This window comes from Acidovorax sp. Leaf78 (assembly GCF_001422735.1).
Taxonomy (GTDB): Bacteria; Pseudomonadota; Gammaproteobacteria; order Burkholderiales; family Burkholderiaceae_C; genus Acidovorax.
In genome coordinates this window covers 50,152-66,378 of sequence record NZ_LMLZ01000006.1, presented here as the reverse complement: position 1 = coordinate 66,378, position 16,227 = coordinate 50,152, and the positions used below count along the sequence as shown (strand labels likewise).

Sequence of the window (16,227 nt, the reverse complement as noted above, 5' to 3'; positions counted from 1 at the left end):
CGCAGGCCTGCCGCCCGTCCATGCCCCTGGACTTCCTCACGCTCATGACCGCGATGGCGGCCAACCTGTTCATGATCTCGGCCGCGCTGCCGCTGATCATGGGCCGGGACGTGAGCCGGGCGGCGCGCCATGTGCAGGCCAGCCTGCTGCTGCAGGCGCTGGCCTGGGCGGCGATCATCGCGTCGAGCTCGCTGTGGGACCGCACGCTGTCCACCGTGTCCATCGCCTGCAACGCCGCTGCGCAGTGGATGCTGTACCGGGCGCTGGAAGAATGGCTGGGCCCGCGCCCGCTGCGCCGGCTGCTGCTGGCGCTGGTGGTCGCCGCGCCACTGGGCTATGCGCTCGGCTTCGACCACTACGCCTGGCGCGTGGGCTGGGCCAACGGACTCATGGCCGCCATTTTGTGCATCGTGGCGCGCGCCACGCTGTACCCGCTGATATTGGCCGACGTGCGCTGGCGCAGCGTGCTGCTGGGCTGCCTGCTCACGTCCGCCGTGTTCACCCTGGCGCGCGGCCTGCTGGGCGCCTTTACCGACGAGTACCCGAGCTTTCGATCGCCGCATCCGATCAACCTGGCGGCGGCCCTTGCCACCAACGTGAGCCTGGTGCTGGGCACAGTGGCCGTGCTGGTGGCGTGGCGCTACGAGGCCGAGCAGAAGCTGCGCACGCTGGCCATGACCGACGGCCTGACCGGGCTGCTCAACCGGCGCGGCTTCAGCAACCAGGGCGACAACCTGCTGGCCCACGCCTGGCGCCACCGGCTGCCGCTGACCGCGCTGATGCTGGACCTGGACCACTTCAAGCAGATCAACGACACCCACGGCCACGACGCGGGCGACCGCGCGCTGCAGCTGTTTGCGCGCCTGCTGGGCGACACCTGCCGCAGCGGCGATTTGATCGCCCGGCTGGGCGGTGAGGAGTTTGCCGTGCTGATGCTGCACAACACGGCCGCTGCAGGCGTGGCGTTTGACCGGCGCCTGCGCCACCGCCTGCAGGATGCGAGTGCAGCCGAGTTGGGCTTTGTGCTGAACTACAGCGTGGGCATGGCGGCCCTGGTGCCCGGCGAGGCCAACCTGGCAGCGCTGATGGCCCGCGCCGACATCGCGCTGTACGAGGCCAAGACGGCGGGCCGGGGGCGGCTGATGGCAGCGTCCTAGCGCCTGGGTGTGAATGCTATTTTTTTGATAGCTGCTAGCGCGCTCCCATCCAGCGGTAGGGGCATTTTTTCCATTCAATTGGCGGACTGACCGCTTCGCTGAGACGTGCGGCGGGCCGAAGGGCACGCGTCAGGGCACGATCAACCGGGCCACGTCGCTCGCCGCACCGCCAGGCTCTTGCAGCAGGTGCGCGATCACGCTGCGCCGGTCGGCCTCGGTGCGCTGCTGCGACAGGAAGCGCTTGCCCACCAACCGGTCCACCGTGACCTCGAACCCCACCAGCCGTGCAGCCGCCTCATCGATGAAGGCCGGCTGCGCGTCGCCGAGGGACCAGGGCTGCGCGCGGCCGCTTTCCTGCGCTGCGGCCAGCGCTCCCAGGTGGGAGCGCATCCAGCCGGCATCGTCCACCCAGCGCAGCCGGCCACGCGCTTCGGCCGCGGCGTAGTTCCAGCTGGGCGCCAGCCGCCCGCTGCGCTGGCCGTTCACGTACCAGCGCGGCGAGATGTAGGCATTGGGGCTCTGGAACACCGCCAGCACCTCGGCACCACTCAGCACCGACTGCGCCATGGCGTGCGACCGCGCCACATGGCCGCGCAGGCACACCGCGCCGCCCGGTGCTGCCACCACCTCCAGCGGCAGCAGGTCCGCCTGCAGACCGGTTGCATCCGATAGCGCAGGCACCGTGGACAGCGTGACCACGGTGGCCAGCGGGTGGGCGCGCATCAGGCCGTGCAATTCGTTCAGGTCATCGACTTGGAAGAGTGGCTGGCTGTGCATAAGTGTGGATTCCGATTCAGGTTTGCATGGCGGCCTGAAACAGGCGGCGTCGACTGGGCTCAATCTGGCACCGTGCCGGCCCGCGCCCAGCGGGGCATAGCCCCCACTGCCTGCATGCGGGGAATGACAGCGCGGTGCCGCAGACCTCTCCAACGCGGGCCTCATGGTATGCGTCACAATGGGGCACGCGATGGCTTGGCAAGGGCCCATGCCACGCACCATGCCGCAGGCCAGCGCCGGCGGCCGTCGCGGGCGCGACGCAGGGGTGCCATGCCCGGGGCGCCCGCATCGCACACAATCGGTGCATGACCTCCGCACTCTTTGAAGTTGAGCAACTGCGCAAAAGCTACGGCGACGCGACCGTGGTGAACGATGTCTCCTTTGCCATCGCCCCGGGCGAATGCCTGGGCGTCATCGGCCCCAACGGCGCGGGCAAGACCACCACCATCCGCATGTGCCTGGGCCTCACGGCGCCGGACGGCGGGGCGGTGCGCTTTTTTGCCGAGCCCGGCGCGCAGGCCCTGCACATGCCACGCGACGCACTGGCCATCAAGGCGCAGCTGGGCGTGGTCACGCAGTTCGACACGCTGGACCCGGACTTCACCTGCGCCGAGAACCTGCGCGTGTTCGGCCGCTACTTCGGCCTCAAGGGCGCGGTGATGGACGAGCGGGTGCCGCGCCTGCTGGAATTCGCCGCACTCACGCACAAGGCCAACGCCAAGCCCGGGGAGCTGTCGGGCGGCATGAAGCGGCGCCTGAGCCTGGCCCGCGCCCTCGTCAACGACCCGCGCCTGCTGCTGCTGGACGAGCCGACCACCGGCCTCGACCCCCAGGCCCGCCACCTGATGTGGGAGCGCCTGCAGTTGCTGCTGCAGCAGGGCAAGTCGATTTTGCTGACCACCCACTTCATGGACGAGGCCGAGCGCCTGTGCTCGCGCCTCCTGGTGCTGGACCACGGCAAGAAGATCGCCGAAGGCCGCCCGCGCGAACTGATCGCGCAGCACCTGGAGCCTGATGTGGTGGAGGTCTTCGGCCTGGGCGCGGTGGCGCTGGCCGAGGACGCCGCGCTGCGCGCCCTGGCGGCGCGCGTGGAGATCAGCGGCGAGACGGTGTTCTTCTACACCCAGAACGCCCAGCCGCTGCTGCAGGCGCTGGGCGCGCACCCGCACCTGCGCACGCTGCACCGGCCGGCGAACCTGGAGGACCTGTTCCTGAAACTCACGGGCCGCCAGATCCGCGAGGACGGTTGACAGAGATTGCTACTAATTTTGCAGCAAACAAAGGCCGACCAACGATCGGTAGCGGCCTTTTTCACCACAACCGCCCGCTTACGCCATCCGTGGCTTGACCTTGCTGGCCGCCAGCTTGGCGTTGGTGCGGGCCGTCTCCACATCCGCCGCACGCGCCAGGGCCACGCCCATGCGGCGCTTGGCAAAGCTCTCGGGCTTGCCGAACAGGCGCAGGTCGGTGTCGGGCACGCGCAGGGCCTCTTCCACACCGTCGAACACGATGCCCTGGGCCTCCACGCCGCCGTAGATCACGGCGCTGGCGCCGGGGTTGCGCAGGCGGGTGTCCACCGGCAGGCCCAGGATGGCGCGGGCGTGCAGCTCGAACTCGCTCTGGTGCTGGGTGCACAGCGTGACCAAGCCCGTATCGTGCGGGCGGGGGCTCACCTCGCTGAACCACACGTCCTGGCCTTTCACGAACAGCTCCACGCCGAACAAGCCCTGGCCGCCGAGGTTGTCCGTCACGGCCTTGGCGATCTGGCGCGACTTTTCCAGCGCGGCCGGGTGCATGGGGTGGGGTTGCCAGCTTTCCACATAGTCGCCGCTCACCTGCACGTGGCCGATGGGGTCGCAGAAGTGGGTTTCGATCTGGCCGTCCGCGCCGACCGAGCGCACCGTGAGCTGGGTGATCTCGTAGTCGAAGTCGATGAAGCCCTCGACGATCACACGCCCGTGGCTCACGCGGCCACCGGCCATGGCGTAATCCCAGGCCTTTTGCACGTCGGCGGGGCCGTCGATCTTGCTCTGTCCCTTGCCGGAGCTGCTCATCACGGGCTTGACGATGCAGGGGTAGCCGATGCCTGCGTCGATGGCGGCCTGCAGCTCTTCGAGCGAGTTGCAGAACTTGTACGGGCTGGTGGGCAGGCCCAGCGTTTCAGCCGCCAGCACGCGGATGCCTTCGCGGTCCATGGTGAGGCGTGCGGCGCGGGCGGTGGGGATCACGCGCACGGTGCCGGCGGCTTCCAGCTCTTCGAGCATGGGGGTGGCGATGGCCTCGATCTCCGGCACCACGAGGTGCGGGCGCTCGGCTTCGATCAGCGCCTTGAGCTGTGCGGGGTCGCTCATGGTGATGGTGCGCGCATGGTGCGCCACCTGCTGGCCGGGTGCGTTGTCGTAGCGGTCTACCGCGATGGTCTCAACGCCCAGGCGCTGCAGCGCGATGAGCACTTCCTTGCCCAGCTCGCCCGATCCCAGCAGCATGACTTTGGTGGCATGGGGCGACAGGGGGGTTCCGAGGGTGGTCATGTCAGGCTTTCAGAAAATCGAAGGGTTGGGGGCTGCACCCACGCGCGCGGACTCGGTCGATGGGCTGGCGGGTCGGTGCAGGCGACTGTAATGCACCCGCCCGCCCCGCCGACCGCGCCCCGGTCGCGCAAGTGCTTGCGCCCCTGCCGCCCTTTTCCTACGATAGCGGCCTGCCCCGGCCCGCCGGACAGCCCCCGCCACGCGCACCCACCCATGGAGCCCCCTTGACCTCCGGCGACCACGACCAGCTTTTTCTTCAGCGCCTGAACGACGTGATGCAGCGCATCGCCCACCAGGGCGACCTGCATGCGGTCGAACCGCTAATGGCCATGACCGGCCAACTGCCTGCGCACAGCACCCTGGCCCAGTTGGCCGAATCGTTCGCCCACATGGTGGTCAAGCTCGAGGCGCGCGAGTTCGAGCTCGAATGCCGCATCGAGGACCTGGACCAGACCCGGCGCGAGCTGGAGCAGGCCAACCTGGACCCGCTCACCAACCTGCCCAACCGCATGATCGCGCGCGATCGGCTGCGCCAGGCCGTGGCCGACGCCCGCACGCGGCAGGTGCAGTTCGCGGTGTTCTTCCTGGACCTGGACCGGTTCAAGAAGGTCAACGACACGCTGGGCCACGCCGCGGGGGATGAGTTGCTGGTGCAGGTCACCCAGCGCCTGTCCACCTGCCTGCAGGAGGGCGACACGCTGGCCCGGCTGGGCGGCGACGAGTTTCTGTGCGTGCTGCCCCGCTGTGCCGATGCGGCATCGGCCCAGGCGATTGCCAGCCAGATGGTGGCCGCGCTGAACCAGCCGTTTCCGCTGGCGGCGGGGCAGGCCGACATCGGCACCAGCATCGGCATCTCGCACTTTCCGGAGCATGGGCAGACCGTGGACGAGCTCATCGCCTTTGCCGACGCGGGCCTGTACGAGGCCAAGCACCGCGGGCGCAATGTGTGGGCTTACTCGCCCAAGCAGGCGCCACTGCGCACGGGCTGAGGCCGGCAATGCGCCGGCCTGCGTGCACGCCGCCCACCCCGGTGGCGGGCCAATAAAAAAATATTTCGCGCAGCCTGCATCCAAATGGCGTTCTCGCGGGTAGTACCTGCAGCAGCCGAGCTTTATCGGCCGCTGTCCTTTCCACCCAACTGAAGAAAGAGAACGCCATGAACACCACCCTGACCTTGTCCTCGCGCACCCTGGCCATCGCTGGCGCCGTGACGGCCGCCGCCCTGCTGACGGCCTGCGGATCGATGTCTTCGTCTTCCTCGTCCTCGCGCGCCCCGATGTACTCGCAGGACAGCCTGCCCGACACCATCAAGGTGCCCGCGGGCAACAAGGTCGCCATGGAAACCGTGGGCGTGGGCGAGATCACCTACGAATGCCGCGACAAGGCCAACGCCCCCGGCCAGACCGAATGGTTCTTCGTGGGCCCCAAGGCTGTGCTGAACGACCGCAGCGGCAAGCAAGTGGGCACCTACTACGGCCCGCCCGCCACGTGGGAGTCGCAAGACGGCTCCAAGCTGACGGCCACCCAGCTGGCCGTGGCGCCATCGGGCACCGGCAACCTGCCCTACCAGCTGGTCAAGGCCAACCCGGCCATGGGCTCGGGCGCGATGACGGGCGTGACCTACATCCAGCGCGTGGCCCTCAAGGGCGGCGTGGCACCTGCCGCCGCCTGCACCGCCACCAACAAGGGCGAGCGCCAGATCGTGAAGTACCAGGCCGACTACATCTTCTGGAAGGCCGCGTAAGCCTGCGCCCCACTGCAGCCCTGCGGGGCCGCCCATTAATTCCCTTGGGCTGCCCAGGACTGCGCGGGTGTGGGGCGCATTGCCCGGTACGATGTGTGCCGCCGGGGCTTCCCCGGCAGCCCCGCCCATCCCGCCGACGCGCCCCCACACCTGCCCACCGTGCCCCACGAGCCGCCTGTTGACCTCGACTACGAAGCCACGCTGGCCGCCTGCGCGGCCGGCGACCGCCAGGCCATGCGCAGGCTCTATGAACACGAAGGCGCCCGGCTCCTGGGCGTGGCGCTGCGCATCGTGCGGCAGCGCGCCCTGGCGGAGGACATCGTGCACGACGCCTGCCTGAACATCTGGACCCGCGCTGCCAGCTTCGACGCCCAGCGCGGCAGCGCGCGCGGCTGGATCTACAGCGTGGTGCGCAACCTGGCGCTCAACGCCGTGCGCGACGCGGGCCGCCATGCCGATGTGGACGACGACACCACCCAAGCGCTGCAGGACGCGCAGGCCGCACTCGCCCACCGCGAGGTGGCCGAGGCCTTCGAGCTGAACGCCAGCCTGGGCCGTCTGCAGCACTGCCTGGAAGCGCTGGACCCCGCGCGGCGCCACTGCGTGCTGCACGCCTATGTGGACGGCTGCTCCCACGGCGAGATCGCCGAGCGCCTGGGCGCACCGCTGGGCACCGTCAAGGCCTGGATACGGCGCAGCCTGACCTCGCTGCGGGAGTGCATGGCATGACCGGGCCCACGCACACCCACACTGACAACGCGGCACCCCTGCCACCGCAGGACGACGACGTCCTGGCCGGCGAGTACGTGCTGGGCACCCTGCCCGCCGCCGCGCGCCGCGCGCTGGAGCAGCGCCTGCCCACCGACCCCGCGCTGCAGCACGCCGTGCTCGCCTGGGAGGCCCGGCTGCACCCCCTGACCCAGCTGGCCGAGCCCGTGACGCCATCGCCCGCGCTGTGGAGGCGCATCGATGCGTCCCTGCAGGCCGCCCGCCCGGACACCGTGGCCGCGCCCCAGGCCACCGCCCCACGTAGTGCCCGCACCAACCCCGCCAAGTCCGCATCGGCCTGGTGGAACCACCTGGGCCTGTGGCGCGCGCTGGCCGGATCGGGCTTTGCGATGGCCGCCGTGCTGGCGGCAGTGCTGGTCACGCGCACCGCCCCACAGGTCGCGCCCACGCAGTTCATGGTGGTGCTGGTGGCACCGCAGGACAAGGCGCCGGGCTGGGTGGTGCAGGCCAGTTCGCCACGCACCATCAGCCTCATCCCGCTGGGCGTGGCCGAGGTGCCCGCCGGCAAGGCGCTGGAATTCTGGACCAAGGCCGACGACTGGAACGGCCCCGTCTCCCTGGGCCTGGTGCAGCCCGGCCAGCCGCTGCAGTTGCAGCTCGACAAGCTCCCGCCGCTGCAGCCCAACCAGCTCTTCGAGCTGACCCTGGAGCCACCCACAGGCTCCCCCATCGGCAAACCCACCGGCCCGATCCAGTTCATCGGCCGCGCAGTCAAGGTGCTTTGACGGCTTGGGTCATTGACGTAACCAGTCGCCCCCGCACCTAAAAAAAGCACGCTCTCAACCAGCGACCGCCGCGCAAGGGCCGCCCCGCCGCGCTGGCGGTGTCCCCCTTCCCGAATTGCGCAGCAATTCGAGAGAAAGGGGGAAGGCGCGAAGCGACTCAGGGGGTTAGTACTGTTTATACGGGAGGAACTTGCCCGACAACACCACATTCACGCGGTCGCCCTTGGGGTCGGCCTCGCGCTGTATGTCCATGCTGAAGTCGATGGCGCTCATGATGCCGTCGCCGAACTCCTCGTGGATCAGCTCCTTGATCGTGGTGCCGTACACGCTCACCACCTCGTACCAGCGGTAGATCAGCGGGTCGGTGGGCACGGGCGTGGGCAGTGATCCCTTGTACGGCACTACCTGCAGCCACTTCTGCTCCTCGGACGTGAGGCCGAAGATCTTGCCCAGCACCTTGGCCTGCTCGGGCGTGGCGGTCATCTGGCCCAGGCACAGCGCGGTGGTCCATTCCTTGGACTGGCCCACCTTCTTGGCGATGGCGTGCCACTGCAGGCCTTTGGCGACCTTGGTGCTGATGATCTTTTCGGTGACGTCGGTGCGGTTCATGCGGTCTCCTCAGGGGGTGTGAAAGGGCTGGAACAGGAACCCCAGCCACAAGCAATGCCCATGCCTGCACCGCCCGCGGCACTGCTGCGCAGGTGCTGGCGGCGGCGGGATCGACACAGCACAATAGGCGCATGCAGACCACACCTCCGTCCCCCACCCACGGCATCGCCGACGCGCCGCCCCAGCCCTCTCCCTGGCGCCCGCCGCACCTGTCGACCCGCTGGTGGCCCGTGTTCCTGCGCAACCTGCTGGTGTGGCGCAAGCTGGCCATCCCCAGCCTGGTGGGCAACATCGCCGAGCCGCTGATGTGGCTGGTGGCGTTTGGCTACGGCATGGGCGCCCTGGTGGGGCAGCTGAACGTGGCCGGTGCGGGGGGCACCACCACGCAGGTGCCATACATCCTGTTCCTGGCCAGCGGCTCGATCTGCATGAGCGCGATGAATGCGGCGAGCTTCGAGGCGCTGTACTCGGCCTTCTCGCGCATGCATGTGCAAAAGACCTGGGACGGCATCATGAACGCCCCCGTGAGCCTGGACGACGTGGTGCTGGCAGAGATGCTGTGGGCCGCGTTCAAGGCCGTGTTCACCGTGTCGGCGATCCTGTGCGTGATGCTGGCGCTGGGCATAAGCCACAGCCCCAAGCTGCTGGTGGCGTGGCCGGTGCTGCTGTTCGTGGGCGTGATGTTCTCCAGCATCGCGCTCATCTTCAATGCGCTGGCCAAGGGCTACGACTTCTTCACGTACTACTTCACGCTGGTGCTCACGCCGATGATGTTCCTGTCGGGCGTGTTCTTCCCGCGCGAGCAGCTGCCGCCCGTGGTGCGCGCCATCTCCGACTGGCTGCCGCTGACCAACGCGGTCGAGCTGGTGCGCCCGCTGTTCATGGACCAGTGGCCCGCCCACCCCTGGCGCCACGGGCTGGTGCTGGTGGTGACCACGGTGGTGGCGTTCTGGGTGGCGCTGGCGCTCACCCGCAAGCGCTTCAAGGCCTGACGCAGAGCCCGGCAGTCCACCACGACGCGGGCGCAGGCACCCGCGCGGTGTGCCGTCAGCCCTTCACGCGGCGGCGCGCAGCAGGTCCACGGCCTTCTCGGCAATCATCACCGTGGGTGCATTGGTGTTGCCGCTCACGATGCGCGGCATGATGGACGCGTCCACCACGCGCAGGCCCGCCACGCCGTGCACGCGCAGTGCGCTGTCCACCACGTCCATCACGCCCGGCCCCATGCGGCAGGTGCCCACGGGGTGGTAGATGGTGTCGGCGTACTGGCGGATGAACTGCTCGATCTGCGCGTCGGTCTGTGCACCAGCGGACGCAGGCAGCTCCCGGGCGCCGTACTGCGCCAGGGCGGGCTGGGTGAGGATCTCGCGCAGGCGCTGAAAGCCCCGCACCATGCGCTGCATGTCGTCGGGGTCGGACAGGAAGCGCGGGTCCACCAGCGGCAGCGCCATCGGGTCCTGGCTGGCCAGCGTGACGGACCCGCGGCTCTTGGGCTGCAGCAGGCACACGTGGGCCGAGTAGCCGTGGCCCAGCACCGTCTTGCGGCCATGATCCACCAGCTTGCCGACCACGAAGTGCAGCTGCAGGTCGGGCACCGGCTCGGTGGGGTCGCTCTTGATGAAGCCGCCCGCCTCGGCGAAGTTGGTGGTCAGCATGCCGGTGCGGTGCCGGCGCCATTCGGCAATGCCGCGCAGCGCGTTGAGCATGCCGGTGGGCGACAGGCCGAACAGGTCGCGGTGGTTGGGTGCGTCGAGCACCTGCACCACGTCCGGGTGGTCGTGCAGATGCGCGCCCACGCCGGGCAGGTGGTGCAGCACCGGGATGCCGTGCCGCTGCAGCTGCGCGCCCGGGCCCACGCCCGAGAGCATCAGCAGCTGGGGCGACAGCAGCGCACCTGCGCTCAGCAGCACTTCGCGTGCGGCCTTGACCTGGTGCAGCGCGCCGCCCTGGCGGTATTCCACGCCCACGGCGCGCTGGCCTTCGAACAGGATGCGCGTGGCGTGGGCGCTGGTGATGACCTGCAGGTTGGGCCGCGCCCGGTGCGGCGTGAGGTAGCCCTTGGATGCGCTGTGGCGCTCGCCGTTCTTGTGGGTGACCTGGTACAGGCCCACGCCTTCTTGCGTGGCGCCGTTGAAGTCGGTGTTGTGCGGGTGGCCGGCCTGCACGCCCGCCTGGGTGAACAGGTGGCTGAAGCGGTGCGGGCTGCGCAGGTCTGCCACGTTAAGCGGGCCACCCTGGCCGTGCCAGGCATCGGCGCCGCGCTCGTTGTGCTCGGCCTTCAGGAAGTACGGCTTCACGTCGTCCCAGCCCCAGCCCGGGTTGCCTTCGCGTGCCCAGTGGTCGTAGTCGGCATGCTGGCCGCGAACGTAGACCATGGCGTTGATGGAGCTCGAGCCGCCCAGCACCTTGCCGCGCGGCTGGTAGCCCTGGCGGTTGTTGAGCGCGGGCTGCGGCGTGGTGTTGAAGCCCCAGCCGTTGAGTTCGAACTTGGCCATGACCGCCAGGCCCGCCGGGCAGTGGATGAGCACGCTGCTGTCGGCCGGGCCGGCTTCGAGCAGGCACACGCGCACGGCGGGGTCTTCGGTCAGCCGGCCGGCCAGCACCGAGCCCGCCGAGCCGCCGCCGATGACGATGTAGTCGAACAACATGGTGTCTGTCTCCTCCGCCCTGCGGTGCCGCGGGCGGTTTGTGTAGAGTGAAATGCGGTTCGCACACCCCTGCACACGGGCAGGGCGAATCCACGCCAGGCCACGATAACCGAACGGTCGTGCGATTCGCTTTACCATCCCGTCCATCCGTTTCACTTTGAAGAGAGCTCTCTATATGACGATTCAGACCGTTGGCATCATCGGCGCGGGCACCATGGGCAACGGCATTGCGCAGGCCTGCGCGGTGTCGGGCATCAACGTGGTGATGGTCGACATCTCCGATGCGGCAGTGCAAAAGGGCCTGGCGACCGTGGCCGGCAGCCTGGACCGCCTGATCAAGAAGGAAAAGATCAGCGCGGCCGACAAGGATGCGGCGCTGGCGCGCATCAAGGCCTCCACCAGCTACGACGACCTCAAAGCCGCGCAGCTCGTGATCGAGGCCGCCACCGAGAACTACGAGCTCAAGCTCAAGATCCTGAAGCAGGTGGACGCCATCGTGGCGCCCGAGGTGCTGATCGCATCGAACACGTCTTCGATCTCCATCACCAAGCTGGCGGCTGCCACCAGCCGCGCAGACCGGTTCATCGGCATGCACTTCTTCAACCCCGTGCCGATGATGGCGCTGGTGGAGATCATCCGCGGCCTGCAGACCAGCAACGCCACGCACGACGCCGTGAAGGCCCTGGCCGAGGCCCTGGGCAAGAGCCCCATCACCGTGAAGAACGCGCCCGGCTTCGTGGTCAACCGCATCCTGGTGCCCATGATCAACGAGGCCTTCTTCGTGCTGGCCGAAGGCCTGGCCACGCCCGAGGACATCGACGCGGGCATGAAGCTCGGCTGCAACCAGCCCATCGGCCCGCTGGCGCTGGCCGACATGATCGGCCTGGACGTGTGCCTGGCCGTGATGGACGTGTACCTGACCGAGTTCGGCGACAGCAAGTACCGCCCCTGCCCGCTGCTCAAGGAGATGGTCGCGGCCGGCCGCCTTGGGCGCAAGACCGGGCGCGGCGTTTATACCTATTGATCCCCCTGAGGCGCTTCGCGCCATCCCCCAGAGGGGACGCCACCGGTGGCCTGGCAAAGCCAGTTCCACGGTGGCACTGGCTTGGTACGCGTCGGTGACGAACGCAGTGGCGCAAGTCGATGATCCTGCGCCTCACGGAGCGCTGTCCCACGCGGGACGGCGCTCGGGTTTCATAGCGTTTTCAATGGCGGGCAAGGAGACACAAAGCCCATGTCCATGCCCGCCAGCGCCCACACCGTCACCCCCATCACACCCAATACGCCCCCGCCCGAGGGCTGCATCGACACCCAGGTGATCGGCCACGTGCTGCTCATCGGCATCAACCGCCCGGCCAAGCGCAATGGCTGGACGCCGCCGATGTTCCGCCAACTGGCCGAGGCCTACACCCGCCTGGACGACGACCCCGAACTGCGTGTGGGCGTGCTGCATGCGTTCGGCGACCACTTCACCGCGGGCCTGGACCTGCCCGCCGTCAGCGCCTACATGCAGCGCGGCGAGAAGGCCATTCCCGAGGGCCTGGTGGAGCCCCACGACTACGGCCTGCCCGGCTACCGGCGCCGCACCAAGCCGATGGTGGTGGCCGTCAAGGGCATCTGCTTCACGGTGGGCATCGAGCTGATGCTGGGCGCGGACATCGTGGTCGCAGGTGACGACTGCCGCTTCTCGCAGATGGAGGTGCAGCGCGGCATCATGGCCACGGGCGGCGCCACGCTGCGCATGGCTGAGCGCGCGGGCACGGGCAATGCGCTGCTGTATTTGCTGACCGCCGACGAGTTCGGCAGCAGCGAGGCGTACCGCCTGAACTTCGTGCAAAAAGTGGTGCCCGCCGCGCAGGTGCTGGACGAGGCCATCGCCATCGCCCGCCGCATCGAGGCCCAGGCGCCGCGCGCCGTGGTGGCCACACGGCTCAATGTGCTCAAGGCCATCGAGCAGGGGCAGGCCGCGGCCGTGGCCGAGTTCATCCCCGTGCAGAAGCAGCTGGCCAACAGCGAGGACGCGGCGGAAGGCGTGCGGGCGTTTGTCGAGCGGCGGCCAGCGCGGTTCAGCGGGCGGTAACTGGCGCCAGCCGATGCCCTGCGCTGTGGCGTGAGGCCATTTTTTGATCAAAATCAGCCTCTACCGCGCACTGGGAAAGCGCTAGCAGCTCCTTATTTGATAGCAGCACGGCGCACACTGGTCATTCACCGCTTGACGCGCGCCCTGCCCTGCAGCACCGTGCGCCCAGCGCCGTGGATGTAGCTCTGCCCAAACCCATCGCGCCCCGATAGCCCAGCGACAGCAGCGACAGGCCTGCGCGCGCGATAGCACCTGCAGCCCAACCCCGCCGCACTCCCCGTACATCTCCCCGCGGTTAACAACGTTTTACACAATTCAATTGCACGCAATTTAATTTGCCGTCACAATTCACCCCATGCCCAGCCCCAGCACTCCCTACACACCCAGCCCGCAGTCGTTGCGGCTGGACAACCAGGTCTGCTTTGCGCTGTATTCCGCGTCCTTGGCGATGACCAAGCTGTACAAGCCGCTGCTTGAAGCCATCGGCCTGACCTACCCCCAATACCTGGTGATGCTGGTGCTCTGGGAGCGCGACGGCGTCACCGTGTCCGAGCTGGGCGAGCGCCTGTTCCTCGACTCCGGCACGCTCACGCCGCTGCTCAAGCGGCTGGAGTCCTCGGGCCTCATCGCCCGCCTGCGCGATGTGCAGGACGAGCGCCGGGTGCGCATCACCCTCACCCCCGCTGGCCGTGCGCTGCGCCAGGGCGCCGAGGCCATCCCGCCCTGCGTGCTGGAAAGCAGCCAGTGCAGCATCCCCGAACTGACGGCGCTGACCACTGAACTCAAGCAACTGCGCGACCGGCTGGGCCAGCGCTGACGGCACCGGCGCCACATCTCATCGATTCCCCCCCCGCCCGCCTGTGGGCAACAACCTCAAAGGAAGACACCATGACGCAACTCGAAAAAGTCCTGTACACCGCCAAGGCCTACGTGACCGGTGGCCGTGATGGCGCCGCCAAGACCGACGACGGCCGCCTGGACGTCAAGCTGTCCTCGCCCGGCACCTCCGGCACGGGCACCAACCCCGAGCAGCTGTTCGCATCGGGCTACGCAGCCTGCTTCATCGGCGCGATGAAGGCCGTGGGCGGCAAGATCGGCATCCCGGTGCCGCAAGACGTGTCCATCGACGCCGAAGTCGACCTGGGCCCCATCCCGAACGCCTACGGCATCGCCGCCCGCCTGGCCATCAGCCTGCCCGGCCTGGACAAGGAAACCGCCCAGAAGCTGGTGGACGCAGCCCATCAGGTCTGCCCTTACTCCAACGCCACGCGCGGCAACATCGACGTGACCATCACGCTGGTGTAAAGACCATGCCGACGACCCCGCGGTGGCCGCACGCCGGCCGCGGCGGGGTGGTTGGCGTGCGCTCGCCAGTCTTGCCATGAACCGCTTGCTGATTCCCCGCATCGCGGTGGCCCTCGTGGCCATCGAGCATGCGTACATCCTGGTGCTGGAGATGTTCTTCTGGAACAAGCCTCTGGGCCTCAAGACCTTCAACCTGACCCAGGAGCTGGCCGACGCCACCGTGACGCTGGCGGCCAACCAGGGGCTGTACAACGGCTTCCTGGCCGCCGGCCTGTTCTGGGGCTTGTTCACCAACAACCGGCTGTTCAAGATCTTCTTTCTGGCCTGCGTGATCGTGGCCGGCGTGTTCGGCGGCGTGACCGCCGTGCCCAAGATCTTCTTCACCCAGGCGCTGCCAGCCATCATCGCCCTGGCCCTGGTGCTGGCGCTCGACAACCCCGACGCTCGCCGCAGCGTGTAACTACGGCGCTTCAGCTGCGCTATTAAAACAATAGCTGCCAGCGCTTGCACAACAAGCGGTGGCGGCTATTTTTCATGGCACAGGCTATCCACGGCGGCGACTGCAGCCGCAAACGACACCCCCACCGTGTCGCCCACGCGCCCCGCCAAGATTGAGCAGCCCACCCGTTTGCGCTAGCGTGTGGGGATGACGACCACCACCACCCTCCTCGTGCGCCAGGATCAGCTAGCCACCACCCGCCTGCACACCGTGAATGACGACGCACCGCTGGCCGACGGCCAGATCCGCGTGCGCGTCGACCAGTTCGCGCTGACCGCCAACAACATCACCTACGCCGCCATGGGCGAGATGCTGCAGTACTGGCAGTTCTACCCCAGCGGCGAGGCGGGCTGGGGCATCGTGCCGGTGTGGGGCTTCGGCACCGTGGTGCAGTCGCAGTGCGCGGACGTGGCGGTGGGCGAGCGCCTGTACGGCTACTGGCCCATGGCCGACCAGGCCATGCTGTCGCCGCACCGCATCACGCCCGCGGGCTTTGCCGACGGCGCGCCCCACCGCGCCAGCCTGCACGCGGTCTACAACCAGTACCTGCGCGCTGCGGCCGACCCGTTCTACCGCACCGACAACGAAGACGTGCAGGCGCTGCTGCGGCCGCTGTTCATCACCTCGTGGCTCATCGACGACTTCCTGGACGACCAGCAGTTCTTCGGCGCGCGCCGCATGCTGCTGTCCAGCGCATCGAGCAAGACGGCGTACGGCACGGCCTTTCAGCTGGCGCAGCGGGACGGCATCGAGGTCATCGGCCTCACCTCTCCGGGCAACGTGGCGTTTTGCGAAAGCCTGGGCTGCTACGACCGCGTGGTGACGTACGACGCGCTGGAGGCCGAGATCGACGGTGCCACACCCAGCGTGTACATCGACTTTGCAGGCAGCGTGGGCCTGCGCCAGCGCATCCACGCGCACTTCAGCGGGCTGGCCTACAGCTGCGCCGTGGGCGCGAGCCACGTGCAGGACCTGGGCGGCGCAGGCCAGCTGCCCGGCCCGCGCCCGGTGATGTTCTTTGCGCCCGCACAGGTCAAGAAACGCAACGCCGACTGGGGCGCGCAGGGCCTGGGCCAGCGGCTGGTGGGCGCGTGGAACCAGTTCAGCGGCGCCGTGGAGGCACCCGGCGCGCCCTGGCTGACCGTGCAGCACCACGCCGGCCCCGAGGCAGCGCAGGCGCTGTTCACCAGCATGCTGGCAGGCAGCGGCGACGCGCGCACCGGGCACATCGCGACCTTGCAGGCCGGCTGACCTGCGGGGGCGCGAACGGGGCCTGGGGCGACAGTTGCCGCCCGCTGCCGGCGGTTGCCAAGGCGCTTGTGGCCGCCCTGCCCTCGCCGTGTGCCCCCTGCGCCCGAACGGC

General features: G+C 68.7%; 17 protein-coding genes. 13 read left to right on the top strand and 4 right to left on the bottom strand.

Annotated elements, in window-relative coordinates; all coding sequences use genetic code 11:
- Positions 1-20: 20 nt before the first annotated feature.
- Positions 21-1,157 (top strand): GGDEF domain-containing protein, encoded by a 1,137-nt coding sequence (locus ASF16_RS06100; protein WP_056164303.1) that lies wholly within the window; start codon positions 21-23, stop codon positions 1,155-1,157.
- Positions 1,158-1,286: 129 nt separating this feature from the next.
- Here the strand turns inward: ASF16_RS06100 and ASF16_RS06095 are convergent, their stop codons facing one another.
- Positions 1,287-1,934 carry an FMN-binding negative transcriptional regulator gene (locus ASF16_RS06095; protein WP_056164300.1) on the bottom strand — a complete coding sequence of 216 codons (648 nt, stop codon included), beginning with the start codon at positions 1,932-1,934 and terminating at the stop codon, positions 1,287-1,289.
- Positions 1,935-2,239: 305 nt separating this feature from the next.
- Here ASF16_RS06095 and ASF16_RS06090 point away from each other — a divergent pair, with 305 nt between their 5' ends.
- The gene (locus tag ASF16_RS06090; RefSeq protein WP_056164297.1) at positions 2,240-3,184 is read left to right on the top strand and encodes an ATP-binding cassette domain-containing protein; all 945 of its coding nucleotides are present in this window, start codon (positions 2,240-2,242) and stop codon (positions 3,182-3,184) included.
- A gap of 78 nt (positions 3,185-3,262) precedes the next feature.
- Here ASF16_RS06090 and purT read toward each other — a convergent pair whose 3' ends face one another.
- Positions 3,263-4,465, bottom strand: coding sequence for a formate-dependent phosphoribosylglycinamide formyltransferase (gene purT / locus ASF16_RS06085; RefSeq protein WP_056164294.1), 1,203 nt, complete (start codon positions 4,463-4,465; stop codon positions 3,263-3,265).
- 224 nt (positions 4,466-4,689) lie between these two features.
- Between purT and ASF16_RS06080 the strand changes: the two genes are divergently transcribed.
- From ASF16_RS06080 to ASF16_RS06065, 4 genes are all read left to right on the top strand, one after another.
- A complete protein-coding gene (locus ASF16_RS06080; protein WP_056164291.1) occupies positions 4,690-5,454 on the top strand; it encodes a GGDEF domain-containing protein in 765 nt (254 codons plus the stop codon).
- Positions 5,455-5,621: 167 nt separating this feature from the next.
- The gene (locus ASF16_RS06075) at positions 5,622-6,209 is read left to right on the top strand and encodes a DUF3455 domain-containing protein (protein ID WP_056164288.1); all 588 of its coding nucleotides are present in this window, start codon (positions 5,622-5,624) and stop codon (positions 6,207-6,209) included.
- 159 nt (positions 6,210-6,368) lie between these two features.
- Positions 6,369-6,938 (top strand): sigma-70 family RNA polymerase sigma factor, encoded by a 570-nt coding sequence (locus ASF16_RS06070; RefSeq protein WP_056164578.1) that lies wholly within the window; start codon positions 6,369-6,371, stop codon positions 6,936-6,938.
- On the top strand, positions 6,935-7,723 hold the full coding sequence (locus ASF16_RS06065; protein WP_056164285.1) for an anti-sigma factor domain-containing protein: 789 nt from the start codon (positions 6,935-6,937) through the stop codon (positions 7,721-7,723). Before ASF16_RS06070 ends, ASF16_RS06065 begins: the two co-directional genes overlap by 4 nt.
- 165 nt (positions 7,724-7,888) lie before the next feature.
- On the opposite strand, the gene cynS is transcribed toward ASF16_RS06065, so the two are convergent.
- Positions 7,889-8,332, bottom strand: coding sequence for a cyanase (gene cynS / locus ASF16_RS06060; protein WP_056164281.1), 444 nt, complete (start codon positions 8,330-8,332; stop codon positions 7,889-7,891).
- A gap of 131 nt (positions 8,333-8,463) precedes the next feature.
- Between cynS and ASF16_RS06055 the strand changes: the two genes are divergently transcribed.
- Complete coding sequence (locus tag ASF16_RS06055) at positions 8,464-9,324, top strand: ABC transporter permease (protein WP_056164278.1); 861 nt, start codon at positions 8,464-8,466, stop codon at positions 9,322-9,324.
- Positions 9,325-9,387: 63 nt separating this feature from the next.
- Here ASF16_RS06055 and ASF16_RS06050 read toward each other — a convergent pair whose 3' ends face one another.
- Positions 9,388-10,977: a GMC family oxidoreductase gene (locus ASF16_RS06050; RefSeq protein ID WP_056164575.1), complete on the bottom strand. Its 1,590-nt coding sequence runs from the start codon at positions 10,975-10,977 to the stop codon at positions 9,388-9,390.
- Positions 10,978-11,155: 178 nt separating this feature from the next.
- Here ASF16_RS06050 and ASF16_RS06045 point away from each other — a divergent pair, with 178 nt between their 5' ends.
- From ASF16_RS06045 to ASF16_RS06020, 6 genes are all read left to right on the top strand, one after another.
- The gene (locus ASF16_RS06045) at positions 11,156-12,004 is read left to right on the top strand and encodes a 3-hydroxybutyryl-CoA dehydrogenase (RefSeq protein WP_056164275.1); all 849 of its coding nucleotides are present in this window, start codon (positions 11,156-11,158) and stop codon (positions 12,002-12,004) included.
- A gap of 216 nt (positions 12,005-12,220) precedes the next feature.
- Positions 12,221-13,060: a crotonase/enoyl-CoA hydratase family protein gene (locus ASF16_RS06040; RefSeq protein WP_056164573.1), complete on the top strand. Its 840-nt coding sequence runs from the start codon at positions 12,221-12,223 to the stop codon at positions 13,058-13,060.
- Between the two features lie 355 nt (positions 13,061-13,415).
- Positions 13,416-13,877, top strand: coding sequence for a MarR family winged helix-turn-helix transcriptional regulator (locus ASF16_RS06035; RefSeq protein WP_056164272.1), 462 nt, complete (start codon positions 13,416-13,418; stop codon positions 13,875-13,877).
- Between the two features lie 71 nt (positions 13,878-13,948).
- Entirely contained in the window at positions 13,949-14,365 is a 417-nt protein-coding gene (locus ASF16_RS06030; RefSeq protein WP_056164271.1) for an organic hydroperoxide resistance protein, read from the top strand.
- Positions 14,366-14,441: 76 nt separating this feature from the next.
- A complete protein-coding gene (locus ASF16_RS06025; protein ID WP_056164267.1) occupies positions 14,442-14,825 on the top strand; it encodes a DUF1304 domain-containing protein in 384 nt (127 codons plus the stop codon).
- 186 nt (positions 14,826-15,011) lie between these two features.
- The gene (locus tag ASF16_RS06020) at positions 15,012-16,115 is read left to right on the top strand and encodes a DUF2855 family protein (protein WP_056164264.1); all 1,104 of its coding nucleotides are present in this window, start codon (positions 15,012-15,014) and stop codon (positions 16,113-16,115) included.
- Positions 16,116-16,227: the final 112 nt, after the last annotated feature.

Bases quoted from the DNA above. Each gene is read 5' to 3' on its own strand.
- ASF16_RS06025 (WP_056164267.1), top strand. From the start codon at position 14,442: ATGAACCGCTTGCTGATTCCCCGCATCGCGGTGGCCCTCGTGGCCATC.
- cynS (WP_056164281.1), bottom strand. From the start codon at position 8,332: ATGAACCGCACCGACGTCACCGAAAAGATCATCAGCACCAAGGTCGCC.
- purT (WP_056164294.1), bottom strand. From the start codon at position 4,465: ATGACCACCCTCGGAACCCCCCTGTCGCCCCATGCCACCAAAGTCATG.
- ASF16_RS06030 (WP_056164271.1), top strand. From the start codon at position 13,949: ATGACGCAACTCGAAAAAGTCCTGTACACCGCCAAGGCCTACGTGACC.
- ASF16_RS06065 (WP_056164285.1), top strand. From the start codon at position 6,935: ATGACCGGGCCCACGCACACCCACACTGACAACGCGGCACCCCTGCCA.
- ASF16_RS06100 (WP_056164303.1), top strand. From the start codon at position 21: ATGCCCCTGGACTTCCTCACGCTCATGACCGCGATGGCGGCCAACCTG.
- ASF16_RS06095 (WP_056164300.1), bottom strand. From the start codon at position 1,934: ATGCACAGCCAGCCACTCTTCCAAGTCGATGACCTGAACGAATTGCAC.
- ASF16_RS06035 (WP_056164272.1), top strand. From the start codon at position 13,416: ATGCCCAGCCCCAGCACTCCCTACACACCCAGCCCGCAGTCGTTGCGG.
- ASF16_RS06040 (WP_056164573.1), top strand. From the start codon at position 12,221: ATGCCCGCCAGCGCCCACACCGTCACCCCCATCACACCCAATACGCCC.
- ASF16_RS06020 (WP_056164264.1), top strand. From the start codon at position 15,012: ATGACGACCACCACCACCCTCCTCGTGCGCCAGGATCAGCTAGCCACC.
- ASF16_RS06090 (WP_056164297.1), top strand. From the start codon at position 2,240: ATGACCTCCGCACTCTTTGAAGTTGAGCAACTGCGCAAAAGCTACGGC.
- ASF16_RS06045 (WP_056164275.1), top strand. From the start codon at position 11,156: ATGACGATTCAGACCGTTGGCATCATCGGCGCGGGCACCATGGGCAAC.
- ASF16_RS06055 (WP_056164278.1), top strand. From the start codon at position 8,464: ATGCAGACCACACCTCCGTCCCCCACCCACGGCATCGCCGACGCGCCG.
- ASF16_RS06075 (WP_056164288.1), top strand. From the start codon at position 5,622: ATGAACACCACCCTGACCTTGTCCTCGCGCACCCTGGCCATCGCTGGC.